Source organism: Pseudomonas sp. DSP3-2-3 (assembly GCF_049898225.1).
Lineage (GTDB): Bacteria > Pseudomonadota > Gammaproteobacteria > Pseudomonadales > Pseudomonadaceae > Aquipseudomonas.
The window spans coordinates 16,732-33,241 of record NZ_JAFCXH010000044.1; the positions used below are offsets into that span (position 1 = coordinate 16,732).

At 61.2% G+C, this 16,510-nt stretch carries 16 protein-coding genes; 10 read left to right on the forward strand and 6 right to left on the reverse strand.

Features of this window, described 5'->3' with window-relative positions; genetic code table 11:
- Window positions 1–183: 183 nt before the first annotated feature.
- Window positions 184–480, reverse strand: a complete 297-nt coding sequence (locus tag ACP7E4_RS28260) for a pyrroloquinoline quinone biosynthesis protein PqqE (protein ID WP_426119255.1) — start codon at window positions 478–480, stop codon at window positions 184–186.
- Window positions 481–814: 334 nt separating this feature from the next.
- Here ACP7E4_RS28260 and ACP7E4_RS28265 point away from each other — a divergent pair, with 334 nt between their 5' ends.
- The 6 genes from ACP7E4_RS28265 (at window position 815) to ACP7E4_RS28290 (ending at window position 7,431) form a co-directional block, all read left to right on the forward strand.
- Complete coding sequence (locus tag ACP7E4_RS28265) at window positions 815–1,624, forward strand: response regulator transcription factor (protein ID WP_426119256.1); 810 nt, start codon at window positions 815–817, stop codon at window positions 1,622–1,624.
- Window positions 1,625–1,835: 211 nt separating this feature from the next.
- Window positions 1,836–2,969: an ABC transporter ATP-binding protein gene (locus tag ACP7E4_RS28270; RefSeq protein ID WP_426119258.1), complete on the forward strand. Its 1,134-nt coding sequence runs from the start codon at window positions 1,836–1,838 to the stop codon at window positions 2,967–2,969.
- Between the two features lie 62 nt (window positions 2,970–3,031).
- Window positions 3,032–4,183: an ABC transporter substrate-binding protein gene (locus tag ACP7E4_RS28275; protein WP_426119260.1), complete on the forward strand. Its 1,152-nt coding sequence runs from the start codon at window positions 3,032–3,034 to the stop codon at window positions 4,181–4,183.
- 30 nt (window positions 4,184–4,213) lie between these two features.
- The gene (locus ACP7E4_RS28280) at window positions 4,214–5,146 is read left to right on the forward strand and encodes an ABC transporter permease (RefSeq protein WP_426119262.1); all 933 of its coding nucleotides are present in this window, start codon (window positions 4,214–4,216) and stop codon (window positions 5,144–5,146) included.
- A 1-nt stretch (window position 5,147) separates the two neighbouring features.
- The gene (locus ACP7E4_RS28285) at window positions 5,148–5,966 is read left to right on the forward strand and encodes an ABC transporter permease (RefSeq protein ID WP_426119263.1); all 819 of its coding nucleotides are present in this window, start codon (window positions 5,148–5,150) and stop codon (window positions 5,964–5,966) included.
- A complete protein-coding gene (locus ACP7E4_RS28290) occupies window positions 5,959–7,431 on the forward strand; it encodes an aldehyde dehydrogenase family protein (RefSeq protein WP_426119265.1) in 1,473 nt (490 codons plus the stop codon). The genes ACP7E4_RS28285 and ACP7E4_RS28290 overlap by 8 nt, the downstream gene beginning before the upstream one ends.
- A 122-nt stretch (window positions 7,432–7,553) precedes the next feature.
- On the opposite strand, the gene bioD is transcribed toward ACP7E4_RS28290, so the two are convergent.
- The 5 genes from bioD to bioB form a co-directional block, all read right to left on the reverse strand.
- Entirely contained in the window at window positions 7,554–8,234 is a 681-nt protein-coding gene (bioD, locus tag ACP7E4_RS28295) for a dethiobiotin synthase (protein ID WP_426119267.1), read from the reverse strand.
- A gap of 43 nt (window positions 8,235–8,277) precedes the next feature.
- Window positions 8,278–9,090, reverse strand: a complete 813-nt coding sequence (gene bioC / locus ACP7E4_RS28300) for a malonyl-ACP O-methyltransferase BioC (RefSeq protein WP_426119269.1) — start codon at window positions 9,088–9,090, stop codon at window positions 8,278–8,280.
- Window positions 9,083–9,814: an alpha/beta fold hydrolase gene (locus ACP7E4_RS28305; protein ID WP_426119271.1), complete on the reverse strand. Its 732-nt coding sequence runs from the start codon at window positions 9,812–9,814 to the stop codon at window positions 9,083–9,085. Before ACP7E4_RS28305 ends, bioC begins: the two co-directional genes overlap by 8 nt.
- Window positions 9,807–10,997 (reverse strand): 8-amino-7-oxononanoate synthase, encoded by a 1,191-nt coding sequence (gene bioF / locus ACP7E4_RS28310; RefSeq protein WP_426119273.1) that lies wholly within the window; start codon window positions 10,995–10,997, stop codon window positions 9,807–9,809. The genes ACP7E4_RS28305 and bioF overlap by 8 nt, the downstream gene beginning before the upstream one ends.
- 163 nt (window positions 10,998–11,160) lie before the next feature.
- Window positions 11,161–12,216 carry a biotin synthase BioB gene (gene bioB, locus ACP7E4_RS28315; RefSeq protein WP_426119274.1) on the reverse strand — a complete coding sequence of 352 codons (1,056 nt, stop codon included), beginning with the start codon at window positions 12,214–12,216 and terminating at the stop codon, window positions 11,161–11,163.
- Window positions 12,217–12,327: 111 nt separating this feature from the next.
- Here bioB and ACP7E4_RS28320 point away from each other — a divergent pair, with 111 nt between their 5' ends.
- From ACP7E4_RS28320 to ACP7E4_RS28335, 4 genes are all read left to right on the forward strand, one after another.
- A complete protein-coding gene (locus tag ACP7E4_RS28320; protein WP_426119275.1) occupies window positions 12,328–13,062 on the forward strand; it encodes a ComF family protein in 735 nt (244 codons plus the stop codon).
- Window positions 13,063–13,111: 49 nt separating this feature from the next.
- Window positions 13,112–13,876 (forward strand): TOBE domain-containing protein, encoded by a 765-nt coding sequence (locus ACP7E4_RS28325; RefSeq protein WP_426119276.1) that lies wholly within the window; start codon window positions 13,112–13,114, stop codon window positions 13,874–13,876.
- Window positions 13,877–13,957: 81 nt separating this feature from the next.
- A complete protein-coding gene (locus tag ACP7E4_RS28330) occupies window positions 13,958–15,859 on the forward strand; it encodes a PhoX family protein (protein WP_426119278.1) in 1,902 nt (633 codons plus the stop codon).
- Window positions 15,860–16,159: 300 nt separating this feature from the next.
- The coding region (locus ACP7E4_RS28335) for a DUF2515 family protein (RefSeq protein ID WP_426119277.1) at window positions 16,160–16,510 on the forward strand (351 nt) is incomplete at its 3' end.

Sequence of the window (16,510 nt, forward strand, 5' to 3'; positions counted from 1 at the left end):
ATCGTCGACCTGACTACAAGCCGCACAGGCAAAGGGATGCAGCGCAGGATGAAGAATCCGTAGATGGCTTGAGTCTAGTTCAGCGAGTGGGCGTAGCGGATTGGGCAGCAGATGGATAGAAGCGCGTGATGACAGGGGATTCAGCACGCAACGCCGTGCACGATTGCACGGCGAGAGGGTCGATCAGGCGTAAGTGTCGATCAAGGTACCGAGGGCTTCGTCGCTGGCTTTTTGCACTGCCGCACCAGCCTGAAACTGGGACTTGGCGGACTCCAGCTCGACGATGTTGGCCGGGAGATCACTGCGCTGGGAACGGTCGACGGAACGCAGATTTTCCAGCTGGAAATCCGAGGACTGGCTTCTGCCCGAGACTTCGATATTGCTGCTGGCGATCTGAGTGGCCGCTTGGTCGACACGAGATTGCCCGACCTGCATCGCGCTAAGGCCTGGATACAACGTGTTGTTCATGGTGATTTGCATGTGTCGATCCTCCTGTTCATATAACGAACACCTGCTATTGAAGCAGTAAAGCTGGCAAATAGCCTGACAATTAGACTAATGGCACTTCGCCTCTTCATAGACTGAGTCTTGGGACTCTCAGACTCAAGCGCGCAAATGTTACCAAGCGTGGCAGAGAGTGACAGCTCAGTGCTCACTCGCCTGAAAACGGTGCACGACCCCGCGCGCTCGAATCAGGCTATACCTAGTCTACGCAGGCGCTCGTGGCGACGATGGTCAAAATCTGTGCAGTGGCGCACATCCTGCATCTTTTCCTCAACCTCCTTCAGTGGATTCAGCCGACCCAAGCCCTCTCATGCGCCCAAAGGAACTCAAACACTGGACCACCGGCATCGCCCACCTCCTCGATCTGCCGATGGGCGTTGCGCGGCTGAGTGGATTGAGCCAGTGGCTGAAACAGATATGCCCGGTCGATCATTTCGTGCTGTTCGTTTATCAGGGTAATCACCGGCCGCTGGCCTTGTTCGACACGTTCACGTCCGACAAGCGCAAGGTCTACGTCGATGACTACCAATGCGGGCCGTACCTGCTGGACCCGTTCTATCTGGCCTGCACCCGCCATCAACCGCCCGGCCTGTGGCGCTTGCGACAGTTCGCGCCCGACCACTTCTACCTGAGCGAGTATTACCTGGCGTATTACCAGCAGACCGGTCTGGCCGAGGAAGTGGCGTTTTTTGTCGATCTGGGCGATGACACCACGGCGGTTCTGTCGCTGATGCGCGCTACGTCCAGCTGCGCCTTCAGCCGTGACGAATTGCAGTTGCTGGACTGCGCGCAACCCGTTGTCGAGCAGATCATCGGCGAGGCGTGGAGCCAGTTCCACGCCGACAAACCGCGTCCGGCGCAGGATCTGGACTTCAAGATCCACGCCGCTTTCGATCATTTCGGCGCGCATATCCTGACCGGTCGCGAGCAGGAAATCGTCCGCCTGCTGCTGCGCGGCCACTCCAGCGCTTCGGTGGCCGAGCAACTGTCGATCAGCCCCGGCACCGTGAAAATCCACCGCAAGAATATCTACGCCAAGCTGGGCATCTGCAGCCAGTCGGAGCTGCTCGGGTTGTTCATTCGCGAGCTGGCCGGGCCGGAGATGGCGGCGACGGGGTAGCTCCTCCTACCTGTGGGAGCGAGCTTGCTCGCGAAAAGGCAGGTACATCCGGCACATTTATCGATATGAAATACCGCCTTCGCAAGCAAGCTTGCTCCCACAAATCCGTCCTTCCCTATCCCCCAAGGGATATATACAGCGCAAAACCCCGGTTGCTAGTTTGATCACCATTGCAGAGACCGATGCACTGGAAATCACGCGAGCGCCGACGATGAGTGACAACAGCCACGCCAACGATATCGAGTTCCGCCACGTAGAGAAGCTCTACGGCAATCTGAAAGCCGTCAACGACCTGAGTTTTCAGGTGAAGCGCGGCACGTTTCATTCCTTTCTCGGCGGCTCCGGCTGCGGCAAGACCACCACGTTGCGGATGATTGCCGGCTTCGATCAGCCCAGTTCCGGCGAGATTTTACTGGCTGGCAAGAACGTCGCGGGCGTACCGGCTTTTCAGCGCCCGGTGAACATGGTGTTCCAGCATTACGCGCTGTTCCCGCACATGACCGTCGCCGAGAACATTGCCTACGGCCTGCGCTACAGAACCCCACGCCCGGACAAGAAAGAACAACGTCGCCTGGCGGATGAAGCCTTGGAGATGGTGCGTCTCAACGGCCTCGGGCACCGCAAACCCAGCGAATTGTCCGGCGGCCAGCAACAGCGGGTGGCGCTGGCCCGCGCGTTGGTCAACAAACCTACGGTGCTGCTGCTGGACGAACCGCTGGCCGCGCTGGATCGCAAGCTGCGCAAGGAGATGCAGTCCGAACTGCTGCGCTTGCAGCGCGAAGTCGGGATCACTTTTGTGCTGGTGACTCACGACCAGGAAGAAGCGCTGTCCATGAGCGACAGCATCAGCGTGATGCACAGCGGCTCGATCATTCAGACCGCGACTCCGGAACAGCTCTACGAAGCCCCGGCCAATCGCTATGTGGCGGACTTCATCGGCGAATCCAATCTGTTCAACGGCACAGTGCGCCATCTGAGTGGCAACTCGGTGGTACTGCGCACCGATCAAGGCCTTGAGCTGACCAGCCCGCAAACCCCGACCGGCATGGCACTGAGCGCCAACACCCCCGGCTGCATCGCGGTGCGTCCGGAGCTGATCAGCATCGCCGCGCCCAACGGCTTGCTGGCTCGGGATGTGACCCTGAACGGCTGCGTCGAGGACCGGATTTATCTGGGCAACCTCACTGAATATCGCGTGCGCACCGAGCCGTTCGGCATCGTCTGCGTCAGGGTGCCTCGCCATCTGGGCCAGTCCGGGCCGGGCACTGATTTCGGCGGTTTTGAACACGGCGCCGCAGTGCGCGTTGGCTGGGACAACGCCAGCGGCCTGGCCATGGCTTTGTAACAGCTCGCTTCACCCTGCTTCGAACACCGCTCATTTCGAACACATCAGACCGGGAGATTGCCATGGACCAGAAGACTTTTATCAAGACGATGCGCAGCTGGCAGAACGGCTCGATCAGCCGTCGCGAATTCCTCGGCCGCACTGGTCTGGGCGTCGCCGCCGCCGTGGTTGCGACCAACATGCCCGGCCTGTTGATGGGCACCAAGGATTCCAGCGCGGGCGCGGCAGAAAAAAATATTGGTGATCGTCTCGGTCTGGCGACCTGGCCGAATTATCACAGCCAGGACAATCTCGACGCCTTCGCCAAAAGCACCGGCGCCCGGGTGGCCATGAGCGTGTTCGGCTCCAACGAAGAAATGCTCGCCAAACTGCAAGCCGGCGGCAGCGGTTGGGACGTCATGGTGCCGACCAACTACACCATCAGCACCTACGTGAAACTCGGTTTGATCGAGCCGCTGGACCTTTCACGCATCCCCAATTTCGACCCCAAAGCCTTTCAGGAAAAATTCATGGCCCAGGGCACCGTCGACGGCAAGGTCTACGCCGTGCCGAAAAACTGGGGCACCACCGGCATGGCCTACGACAGCGCCAAGCTCAAGGCCAAACCGACGTCATGGAAAGAATTCTGGGCCCTGGCGCAAGGTGAAGGCAGCGGCCGCACCATGATCCACGACTACCAGCTGACCGCCATCGGCAACGCGCTGAAATCATTCGGCTACAGCTTCAACTCTCTGGATCCGAAGGAGCTGGCCGACGCGGAAAAACTGCTCATCGAGGTCAAGCCGCACCTGTTCGCGATCAACTCCGACATTCAGCCGTCGATGCGCAGTGGCGACGCGGTTCTGGCCATGTCGTGGACCGGCGATGCCTCGCAGCTGCATCGCGACATCCCGACCATGCAATACGCGCTGGGCAAGGAAGGCGGCGAGCTGTGGAGTGATTTCTTCGCCATCCCCAAGGGCGCCGAGCATCGCGATGCGGCGTATGCCTTCATCAATTACCTGCTCGATCCGCAGCACAACAAGCTCGAAGTGTTGAGCCACGGTTATCCCAGCGGCGACAAGCGCGTCGATGCCCTGCTGCCGACGGCGATGCTCAGCGACCCGATCATGTACCCGGCCGCCGAGCAGTTGAGCCCGCTGGAATTCGGCGCGGCGGCAACCTTGACCAGTCCGTTGCGCGCCGAATTGATGGCCCGTTTCAAATCTGCCTGATCCATCGCCATGCGCAGCAAGGACCCGTCCATGAACGCCGTAGTCTCATCCGAAACGCTTCTCGATGAAGCCGACGCCTCGCCTGCGCAACTCGCCCAGGCCGAGGGCAAGCGCCGCAGTTTGCGGCGGCGCATCACGATGCTGATGCTGCTGCCGTCAACGCTGTGGTTTTTGCTGCTGTTGGTGATGCCGCTGCTGATCATTCTGGTCTTCAGCTTCGGTGAGCGCAGCGCCGTCGGCGGTTATGCCGGCGGCCTGACGCTGGCCAACTACATGAACCTGAGTTCCCGCGCCGCCGCCTTCAGCAACACGCTGATACTGGCGCCGCTGGGGACGCTGGTGTGTTTGCTGGCGGCGTATCCGCTGGCGTATTTCCTGGCAGTGCGCGCCGGCAAGAATCGCTCGCTGCTGTTGACGCTGGTGATCGTGCCGTTCTGGACCAGCTTCCTGATTCGCACCTACGCGTGGATTTTCATCCTCAGCGGCAAAGGCATTCCGGCCATGCTCGCCAGCCTCGGCCTGGACGGCGTGCGCCTGATCAATACGCCGACAGCAGTGTTGATCGGCATCGTTTACGGCTATCTGCCGCTGATGGTGTTCCCGATCTACGTCAGCCTGGAAAAGCTCGACAAACGCCTGCTCGAAGCCTCCGCCGATCTGGGCGCCAGCGCGTTCGAAAGCTTTCGCCGCATCACCTTGCCGCTGTCGGCTCCGGGGATCATCACCGGGGTCATGCTGGTGTTCATCCTGTTGATGGGCGAGTTCCTGATCCCGGCGATTCTCGGCGGCGGCAAAGTGTTTTTTGTCGGCAACGCGCTGGTCGACCTGTTCCTGCAATCGCGCAACTGGCCGTTCGGCAGCGCGCTGGCGATGACGCTGGTGGCAATCATGCTGTCGATCATCGGCATCTATCTGAAACTGGTGAAACGCTACGGCGGCACCCCCGGCGATGGAGCCTTGTGACATGTGGCTACGCAGCTATTCCACCTCGCTGTATCTGTTCCTGTACGCGCCGATTGCACTGATCATGTTATTCAGCTTCAACGCCGGGCGCAGCGGGCTGGCCTTCGAATGCTGCTCGGTGCAGTGGTTCGGCCGTGCGTTCAGCAACCCGTTCATCATGGAAGCCCTGGGCAACAGCGCGATGATCGCCACCAGTTCGGCCGTGCTGGCGACGCTGTTCGGAACCCTGGCGGTGTTTGGCCTGCAACGCGCCGGACGCAAGGTCCGCCTGCTGTTCGACGTGCTGACCTATTGCTCGATCATCATTCCCGGCATCGTCATCGGCATCTCGACGCTGATCGCCTTCATCAGCCTGTTCGATGTACTGAACCCGCTGCTCGCCAGCCTGATGCCGGGCTTGCCGCGCCTGAACATGGGCTTTTTCACGGTCATCGCCGCGCACTCGCTGTTCACCATGGCGCTGGTCATGGTCATCGTCCGCAGCCGGGTGGATTCGCTGGATAGGGCCCTGCAAGAAGCCTCCGCCGATTTGTATGCGCCGCCGCTGGAAACCTTCTGGCGCGTGACCTTGCCGCAAATCACCCCGGCGATCATGGCCGGCTTCCTGTTGGCGTTCACGTTCAGTTTTGACGATTTCATCATCGCGTTCTTTGTCGCGGGCCCGGAAACCACGCTGCCGATCTACATCTTCTCCTCGATCCGCCGGGGCGTGACGCCCGAGATCAACGCGGTTTCCACCGTGATCATCTGCGTTTCGCTGGCCCTGCTGTTCACCTCCCGTTACTTGCAGAATCGCCGCACAGGAGCCTCACATGCGTGATCAGTTGTACATCAACGGCGAGTGGGTCAGCCCGGACCTCGGCGGTTATCTGGATGTCATTGATCCGGCGACCGAACAGACGTTGCAACGGGTCGCGGCAGGCACCGAAGAAGACATCGACCACGCGGTGCGCGCGGCACGTCGGGCATTCGACAGTGGCTGGAGCCAGAGCAGCGGCGCCGAACGTGCGGTGTGGCTGGAAACGTTGGCGGACGAGCTGCAAAACAGTCAGGACAGCATCGCCCGGCTGGAGGTCAGCGATAACGGCAAGCCGCTGCCCGAAGCGCAATGGGACATCACCGACGCGATTGGCTGTTTTCGCTATTACGCAGGGCTCGCGCGGGAGCTGGACGGTCGCCAGGATCAACCGCTGACGCTGCCGGACGAGCGCTTTCGGTGTCGCACGCGCCTTGAGCCAATTGGCGTCGCCGGGCAGATCATTCCGTGGAATTACCCGCTGCTGATGGCCGCCTGGAAAGTCGCTCCGGCGCTGGCCGCTGGCGCGACGGTGGTGTTGAAACCGTCGGAACTGACCCCGCTGACCGCCCTGGAACTGGCCGCCGCCGCCGACCGCATCGGCTTGCCCGCTGGCGTGTTCAACGTGGTCACCGGGCTGGGCGGCGACGCGGGCAGCCCGCTGACGTTGCATCCCGGCGTCGACAAACTGGCCTTCACCGGCAGCGTGCCAACCGGCGCGAAAATCATGTCGGCAGCGGCCAGCGACATCAAGAACATCAGCCTGGAGCTGGGCGGCAAATCGGCGTTCATCGTGTTTGATGACGCGGATGTCGAGGCGGCGGTGGAATGGATTCTGTTCGGGATTTTCTGGAATCAGGGCCAGGTGTGCAGCGCTACGTCACGCTTGCTGGTGCAGGAAAGCATCGCGCCGCGCCTCATCGAAAGACTGGTTGAAGAGACGCGCAAGATCACCATCGGCCCCGGCATGCAGCCGGGCGTATTGCTCGGCCCGCTGGTGAGCAAGAGCCAATACGAAAAAGTGCTGGGTTTCATCGATCAGGGCCAGGCCAGCGGCGCGAAGCTGCTGACCGGCGGCAAACGTCCGGCGCATCTGACCCAAGGCTATTTCATGGAGCCAGCGATCTTTGACGAGCCTGCGGAAAACAGCATCGTCTGGCGCGAAGAAATCTTTGGCCCGGTGCTGTGCATCAAACGCTTCAAGGATGAGCAGCAAGCGCTGCAAATGGCCAACGCCAGCCGCTTCGGCCTCGCCGCCGCCGTCATGAGCGCCGACCCGCAACGCGCCACCCGCGTCGCCAACCAGCTGCGCGCCGGGATCATCTGGGTCAACTGCTCACAACCGACCTTCGTCGAAGCGCCTTGGGGCGGCATGAAACACAGCGGCATCGGCCGCGAGCTGGGCCAATGGGGTCTGGATAATTACCTGGAGGTCAAGCAAGTCACCGAGTACATCGGCGAACAGCCTTGGGGCTGGTATTTGAAATGAACCCCGCGCGGTGGATGCAACCCCTGTGGGAGCGAGCTTGCTCGCGAATCAGGCACCTCAGTGAACCAGACTCACCGCGTTTTCGTTCTTCGCGGGCAAGCCTCGCTCCAACAAGCCCTGCGCTAATCCAGCAACTCCAGATGCAGATACTCCGCCACCGCCTCAGCGCTGGGTTTCTTCAGACGTGGCACGCGGCCCAGGCAGGGCGCGGGCAGGCGTTCGGCGAGGGTGGCGAGGTTTTCTTCCAGGCGCGAAGTCTTGGCGTCGACGATATTCGCGACCCAGCCGGCCAGTTGCAGCCCGTCCTGAGCGATGGCCTCGGCGCTCAGCAGCGCGTGATTAATGCAACCCAAACGCACGCCAACCACCAGGATCACCGGCAATTGCAGGGCGACGGCCAGATCAGACAGGTTGGCCTGATCCGCCAACGGCACACGCCAGCCGCCCGCACCCTCGATCAGGCTGAAGTCAGCGTTGCGGGCCAGTAACAGACGCATCGGCTTAAGCAGCCCTTGCACCGTCAGCGCCACGCCCGCCTCCCGCGCCGCCAGATGCGGGGCGATGGCTGGCTCGAAGGCGACGGGGTTTACCTCGTCATACGTCAGGGTTACCGAGCATTGCGCCAGCAAGGCCAACGCGTCGTCGTTGCGCAAGCCATTGGCAGTCACCGCGCAGCCAGAGGCGACCGGCTTGCCTGCCACCGTGCTCAATCCAGCCTGGCGCGCGGCGTACAACAGGCCAGCGGCGACAGTGGTTTTGCCCACGTCGGTGTCGGTTCCCGCGATGAAGTACGCACGGCTCATCTCGGCTTTCCTCTGCTGCATCGTAAATTGCTGTATCCAAAATTCACCGGCTTTTTTCCAGCACGGTGTAGACCACTTGATACGTCGCCGGCAAGCCTTCGGGCTGGCGGAAGCCCTCGTAAGCGTTGATCAGCGCCAGTATCCGCGCCCGTCCGGTCAAACCGCCCGGCCTGCCGGGATTGAGATTATGTGCGCCCAGGGCTTTCAGCTCGTGGGTCAGGCTGCGCACGTCCGGATAATGCAGAACGTGCGGCTGCACCTCCAGTGAGCGTAGGCGCAACCCGCTCAACGCGCACAGTTGCTGATAATCCTGCAATTGCCGGAAGCGATTGACGTGGACCAGCCCGTCGACGGTTTGCCAGCTGTCACGCAACTCATACAGCGTGCCGACACACAGGCTGGCGAAGGCGAACACGCCGCCAGGCTGCAAGACACGTCTGGCTTCGCTGAGCACTGCGGCAAAATCCGCGCACCATTGCACCGCCAGACTGGAGAAAATCAGCTCGCAGCTGGCATCGCGCAACGGCAAGCGCTCGGCGTCGCCCGCGACAAAATGTTCGGCGCCACCCAAAGGCTGCGCATGACGCAACATGCCTTCGGCGATATCCAGCGCCACGCCGTGCCCCTGGGGAAATTTTTCGCCCAGCACGCGGCTGAAATAACCGGTGCCGCAGCCCAGGTCCAGCCAGCGTTGCGGCTGCAAATCCTGCGGCAAACGCGACAGCAGCTCGCCGCCGACGTCACGCTGCAACTGGGCGACGCTGTCGTAACTGCCCGCCGCGCGGGAAAACGATGCGGCTACCTGGCGTTTGTCAGGCAAACCGCCCGGCAACCTCGGATGGGATAAATCAGTCATCACCGGACTCATGTAAAAACGCCTGGATCGCTGCCGCGACACCGTGAGGATTTTCCAGGAGGAAGGCGTGGCTGGCCTGCTCGATGACGCCGACTTCGATGTCAGGCAACAGCGCCAGCAAATCGCCCGCTGCTTCAGCGGGCACGAATGCATCAAGCCCGGCAAACAAATGCAGCTGCGGACCGCGAAAGGTTTGCAGGGCGCTGCGGGTATCCAGTTGCTCCAGCAATTGCAGCCCGTGGACCAGCGCCGCCGTCGAACCATGCGGCGCGCCCGCCTTGAGCAGGCGCGAAATGCCGCGCGGATCTTCAGCGCCCTGGGCGCACAACAAGCTGAAACGCTTGAGCGTGCCATCAGGATCGTCGATGCAACCGGCCAGGAACGCGTCGAAATCCCCGGCCGCCATAGCGTTGGGCCAGGCGCCACGTGTCACGAAACAGGTATTGCTCGCCAACGTCACCAGCCCGCAGCAACGCTCACCGCGCCGCGCCGCCAGTTCGGCAGCCAACATGCCGCCCAACGACCAGCCGCCGAGCCAGGCGTTGTCCGGCAGATTGGCGTCCAGTTCGTCGAGCCATTCCCGTGGGTCGCTGCTTTCCAGCTCCGGCAATGGCTCGATTTCCACGCGCAAATGCTCGTCCAGCCCACGTAATGCAGCGGCCAATGGCTCCAACGGCGAAATGCCCAAACCCCAACCGGGCAGCAGGATCAACTGATCACGCATGATGTGGCTCCACCGAATCGCGCTTATCCAGCAGCGGGTAACACTGCGCCAATGCATTCAACAATAGCTGCACTTGGGCTTGCGTGTGCGCGGCGGAAAACGTGACCCGCAAACGCGCGCTGCCAGCGGGCACGGTGGGCGGCCGAATCGCTGTCACCAGTACGCCGCAGTCACGCAACATCTGCGACAGGCGCATGGCGCGTCCGGCGTCGCCAATCAGGATCGGCTGGATCGGCGTGAAGCTGTCCAGCAAGGTCAGACCGATCTGTTCGGCACCGTGCCGGAATTGGGCGATCAAGCGCGTCAGATGCTCGCGACGCCAATGCTCGGTGCGCAGCAGTTCAAGGCTTTTCAGCGTTGCGCAGGCCAATCCCGGTGGCTGGCTGGTGGTGTAAATATATGGCCGGGCGAACTGAATCAGGGTTTCGATCAGCTCTTCGCTGCCGGCAACAAACGCCCCGGCAGTGCCGAACGCCTTGCCCAGCGTGCCGATCAATACCGGCACGTCGTCGATGCCCAAACCGAAATGCTCGACGATACCGCCGCCATTGGCGCCTAGCGGGCCGAAGCCGTGCGCGTCGTCGACCATCAGCCAGGCGCCTTTGGCTTTCGCCGCTTGCGCCAGCGCGGGTAAGTCGGCCAGATCGCCGTCCATGCTGAACACGCCATCGGTGACCACCAGCGTATCGCCACTGGCTTTCTCCAGACGCGAGGCCAGACTTTCGGCGTCGTTATGCAGATAACGGGAGAACCGCGCGCCACTGAGCAAACCGGCGTCAAGCAGCGAAGCATGATTGAGCCGGTCTTCCAGCACCGTATCGCCCTGCCCGACCAGCGCCGTCACGGCACCGAGGTTGGCCATGTAGCCATTGGAAAACAGCAGCGCCCGCGGGCGGCCGGTCATTTCCGCCAACGCCAGCTCAAGGTCGTGATGCGGGCCGCTGTGGCCGATCACCAGATGCGAAGAACCGCCGCCGACGCCCCATTTTTCTGCACCGGCCTGCCAGGCGGCGATGACTTCGGGATGATTGGCCAGGCCGAGATAATCGTTATTGCAGAACGCCAGCAGCGGCTGACCATCCACCACCACCTCCGGCCCTTGCGGGCTTTGCAGCAGCGGGCGCTGGCGATAGAGATTGTCAGCGCGGCGGGCGGCGAGACGAGCGAGAAGATCGAAGGACATGCTGGCCTCGGGGGCGGTGGATGGAGCCAGAAACTATTGGCGGTCGCACATTTCTGTGGGAGCAAGCTTGCTTGCGAAGACAATTTTCCAGCGCGCGAAGAGGCGTGGGATGTCCAACCTCTTCGCGAGCAAGCTCGCTCCCACAATCGCCCGCTTCAGCGAATCAAACCGCAGCGTTATAAAACTGCGCGCTGCTCTTCTGTTCGACCAGCGCCTGTTCAATGGCGGCCTGATGCACTTCGTCAGCGTGTTCTTCGCGGGCTTCAGGCTGGATGCCCAGGCGCGAGAACAACAGCATGTCCTTGTCGGCTTGCGGGTTGGCGGTGGTGAGCAGCTTGTCGCCGTAGAAAATCGAGTTGGCCCCGGCGAAGAACGCCAGCGCCTGCATCTGCTCGTTCATGGCTTCGCGACCCGCCGACAGCCGCACGTGGGATTGCGGCATCAGGATGCGGGCCACGGCAAGCATGCGGATGAAGTCGAACGGGTCGATGTCTTCGGCGTTTTCCAGCGGCGTACCGGCGACCTTGACCAGCATGTTGATCGGCACCGATTCCGGGTGCTCTGGCAGGTTGGCCAGCTGGATCAACAGATTGGCGCGGTCGTCGAGGGATTCGCCCATGCCGAGAATGCCGCCGGAGCAAATCTTCATGCCCGAATCACGCACGTAGGCCAGGGTTTGCAGGCGCTCGCTGTAAGTGCGAGTAGTGATGATGCTGGTGTAGAAATCCGGCGACGTGTCGAGGTTGTGGTTGTAGTAATCCAGACCGGCCGAAGCCAGCGCTTCAGTCTGATCCTGATCCAGACGACCCAGGGTCATGCAGGTTTCCAGACCCAGGGCTTTCACGCCTTTGACCATCTCCAGCACGTAAGGCATGTCTTTGGCCGAAGGATGCTTCCAGGCCGCGCCCATGCAGAAGCGCGTCGAGCCGATGGCCTTGGCGCGCGCGGCTTCTTCGAGAACCTTCTGCACTTCGAGCAGCTTTTCTTTCTCAAGACCGGTGTTGTAGTGCCCGGACTGCGGGCAGTACTTGCAGTCTTCCGGGCAGGCGCCAGTCTTGATCGACAGCAGGGTCGAGACTTGCACGCGGTTGGCGTCAAAGTGAGCGCGATGCACGGTTTGCGCCTGAAACAGCAGGTCATTGAAAGGCTGTACGAATAACGCCCGAACCTCGGCTAAATTCCAGTCATGACGCAAAGTGGCGGTGGTGCTGGCGCTCATCGGGCGGCTCCTCGGGGTTTTCTTTTAGCAGGCGACCGGCAGCTCAGCATTATGCAAACGCTTAAAGTCCACAGGCGCGACACGGATGTTCGGCATATTTAAGGAAGAGCCATGCGCTGTCAACCACAAAGCCAATACTCGGTTTACATCTGGTTAAAAAACAAACAATCCTGTCTGTTGTGCGATGAAACTACTGACGCACTTTTTGCCATCTGCGTGCCTTGCGAAGCCGAGCTGCCGTGGCTCGGCGACCAATGTCGGCATTGCGCCCTGCCCCTGGCGATGGCCGATCTGAGCTGCGCGCAGTGCTTCAACCATCCGCCCGCTTTCGAGGAAGTGCTGGCGCCATGGCTTTATGACTTCCCCGTGGACAGCCTGGTAACGCGCTTCAAACATCAGGGCAACTGGCCCATGGGCCGCCTGCTGAGCGAACTGCTCGGACAATTCCTGCAACACCGCTTTGATGAAGGCCGACCAAAACCCGACCTGCTGCTGCCGGTGCCGCTCGCGACCAAACGAATGCGCCAGCGCGGCTACAACCAGGCCGCAATGCTCGCCGATTGGCTCGGCCAACAACTGCAGCTACCGGTACACGACCGCTTGCTGATCCGCACCCGGGAAACTCCGGCGCAACAAGGCCTGGACGCGAAGGCCCGCAAGCGCAATCTGCGTGGCGCTTTTGCCTTGGTCAATGCGGGGCAAATTGAAGGACGGCATGTGGCGCTGATCGATGACGTGCTGACCACCGGCTCCACCGCCGATGCCATCGCGCGATTGTTGACCAAGGCCGGAGCCCGGCGGGTGGATGTTTATTGTCTGGCGCGAACGCCGAAGCCGGGGGAGTGATGGATTTGCCTTACACTCACCGCCATCACCCGACAAAAGCGGCTCTCATATGCCCCTGCCTTCCCTGCTCACCCAACACATGGTCCATCGCCCGCAGCGCATCGCGTTGTTGCAGCACATTGCCGAGCAAGGCTCGATTACCCGTGCGGCGAAGAGCGCGGGTTTGAGTTACAAGGCGGCGTGGGATGCCATCGATGAGCTGAACAATCTGGCGCAGAAGCCATTGGTCGAGCGCAGCGTCGGTGGGCGTGGCGGCGGAGGGGCAAAACTTTCGGCTGAAGGCGAGCGTGTCTTGCGCCTTTATCATCGCCTGCAAGCCTTGCAAGCCCAGGTGCTGGAAGCCACCGAAGAAAGTACTGACCTGGAACTGCTCAGTCGTCTCTCGTTACGCACCAGCGCGCGCAATCAACTGCTCGGCCGGATCGAAGAAATTACCGCCCACGGTCATAACGATCTGGTGCGCCTGCGTCTGGCTGGCGATCTGTTCATCAATGCGCAGATCACCCACGACAGCACGCTGCGCCTGGACCTGGCGATTGGCACTGATGTCGTCGCGCTGATTAAAGCCGGATGGCTGGATTTGCTCGGCCCCGACCAGCCAGCAACAACTGGACACAATTCCCTTCACGGAACAATCGAAGCGATTCTCGCCGCCAAGGACGGCCCCAGCGAAGTGCGCATCGCCCTGCCCAGCGGCCAGACATTGTGCTCATTGGCAGAGCCGGCGCAGCTTGCCGCGCTGGCGTTGGCTGTCGGTGCCAAGGTACAGGCGCAATTTGCCCCTTCACTGGTTCTGTTGGGCACTCCGCTCTAGCCGCAGAGCGTCAACTTCGCGACATATTTCCGTCATATACCCTGACTAAGGTAGCTGCCACATCTGCTGGGAGCCGTGATGATGAAATTATTAGAAGAAAACCAAACCACCGATCTGGAAAACATGGTCGGCCTCACTCGTCGAGGCTTCATCAGCGCGGGCGCCTTGTGTGGCGCCGCGATGTTCCTCGGCGGCAACCTGCTCAGCCGCAGCACCATCGCCGCCAGTGTCAGCGCTGCCTCCAGCACCTTGCTGGGCTTCGACAGCATCCCCGCCGCGACCGCCGACAGCATCAGCTTGCCACCGGGCTATAAATCATCGGTTCTGATCAGCTGGGGCCAACCGCTGCACAGCGGCGGTCCGGCGTTCGATGCCAGCGGCAAAGGCAGCGCCGAGGCGCAGGAAGTGCAGTTCGGCGACAACAACGATGGCATGAGCCTGTTCCCGATCCCGGGCAAGCCAGACCGCGCGCTGATGGCGATCAACAACGAATACACCAATTACCGCTACCTGTTCGATCACGGCAAAGACCCGCAATCCGCCGAGGAAGTGCGCAAGGCGTTGGCCAGCGAAGGCGTGTCGGTCATTGAAGTCCAGCACAAGGACGGCAAATGGCAGTTCGTGCAGGACTCCAAATACAACCGCCGCATCCACGGCAACACGCCGATCAACCTGAGCGGCCCGGCTGCCGGGCACGACTGGCTGAAAACCAGTGCCGACAAGACCGGCAAAAAAGTGCTCGGGACGTTCCAGAATTGCGCCAATGGCAAGACGCCATGGGGCACTTATCTGACCTGCGAAGAAAACTTCACTGATTGTTTCGGCAGCAGCGACGCCGAGCAGAAATTCGATGCGGGCATCAAGCGTTACGGCGCGGTCGTCGCCAGTAAAGAAATCAACTGGCACCACCACGACCCGCGTTTTGACCTGGCGAAAAATCCCAACGAGCTGAACCGCCATGGTTGGGTCGTGGAAATCGATCCGTTCGATCCGAAATCCACGCCGGTCAAACGCACCGCGCTGGGCCGCTTCAAGCACGAAAACGCTGCCCTGGCCGAAACCAAAGGCGGCCGCGCGGTGGTGTACATGGGCGACGACGAGCGCGGCGAGTTCATCTACAAATTCATCAGCCGCGACAAGATCAATCACAAAGACCCGAAAGCCAACCGCGACCTGCTCGATCACGGCACGCTGTATGTCGCCCGTTTCGATAACGGCGACGGCAATCCGGACCGGCCGAAAGGCAAAGGCGAGTGGATCGAACTGACCCACGGCAAGAACGGCCTGGACGCTGCCGCAGGTTTTGCCAATCAGGCTGAAGTGCTGATTCATGCACGTCTGGCCGCCAGCGTCGTGAATGCCACGCGCATGGACCGCCCGGAATGGATCGTGGTCAGCCCCAAGGACGGTCAGGTTTATTGCACGCTGACCAACAACGCCAAACGCGGCGACGATGGCCAACCGGTCGGCGGCCCGAACCCGCGCGCGAAAAACCAGTACGGGCAGATTCTGCGCTGGGCGGAAAGCGAGGGGAATGCCTCGGCCATGGAGTTCGACTGGGATCTGTTCGTGGTCGCGGGCAATCCGACCGTCCACAGCGGCAAACCCCAAGGCGGCTCCGGCAATATCAATGCGCAAAACATGTTCAACAGCCCGGACGGCCTGAGTTTCGACCAGGCCGGTCGCCTGTGGATCCAGACCGACGGCGATTCCACCAACAAAGGTGATTTTGCTGGCATGGGTAACAACCAGATGCTCTGCGCCGACCCCGACAGCGGCGAGATCCGCCGCTTCATGGTCGGCCCGATTGGTTGCGAAGTCACCGGCATAAGCTTCGCGCCCGACTACAAAACCCTGTTCATCGGCATCCAGCACCCCGGCGAAAACGGCGGCTCAACCTTCCCCGAACACCTGCCAGACGGCAAACCGCGCTCATCGGTGATGGTGATTACCCGGGAAGATGGCGGCGTGATCGGCGCTTAAATAGTTGCAACTGTTGGAGCAGGCGGGCGGCGTTCCGCCTTGCCCGCGAACGTCGCGACGCGGAGAGTCAGACACACCGCGTAGCATCATTCGCGGGCAAGCCTCGCTCCAACGGGTTATCGCCGCTCAATCAAGCCCAATCCCGTCATAGAACGGGTACGGCCTACACCGCACTCAAAGCCACAAATCCTCTCGAATATCCTTTTCCCACCTGACTCTCGGAAATGTCCTATTTCCCCTTAACTTCTTTGTGTTGAGTCTTTGGCTTTCTGCGCGATAAGCATTTAGCTGGGGATCCCGATGAACACATGTTTCAAAGACCATGAGTACGACAGAGCAAAGCTGAACACCCACTCTATTCCCCTCTCAGAATGCGAGACTCGTATCGTCGAAAGGAACGGCGAAATGGTCAGAAGGACGATAGTGCCAATACTGACCGGCGAGGACCTTTGGCGCGCATATCAGAGTGAAGCCGAAGAAATCGTGGCACCAGGCGGGAAACTGATTGCGGACCCAAAAGAACGTAACCGCGCCATCAATGCGGCCTACGCAAGGCTCTGGCTTTACGACAACCGCTTCCAATGGGCGGGGCTCGCCGCTTTCGCCTCCAAACAAGTGGGTTGTGGCCTGCTGCATGCGTCCAACGCCATC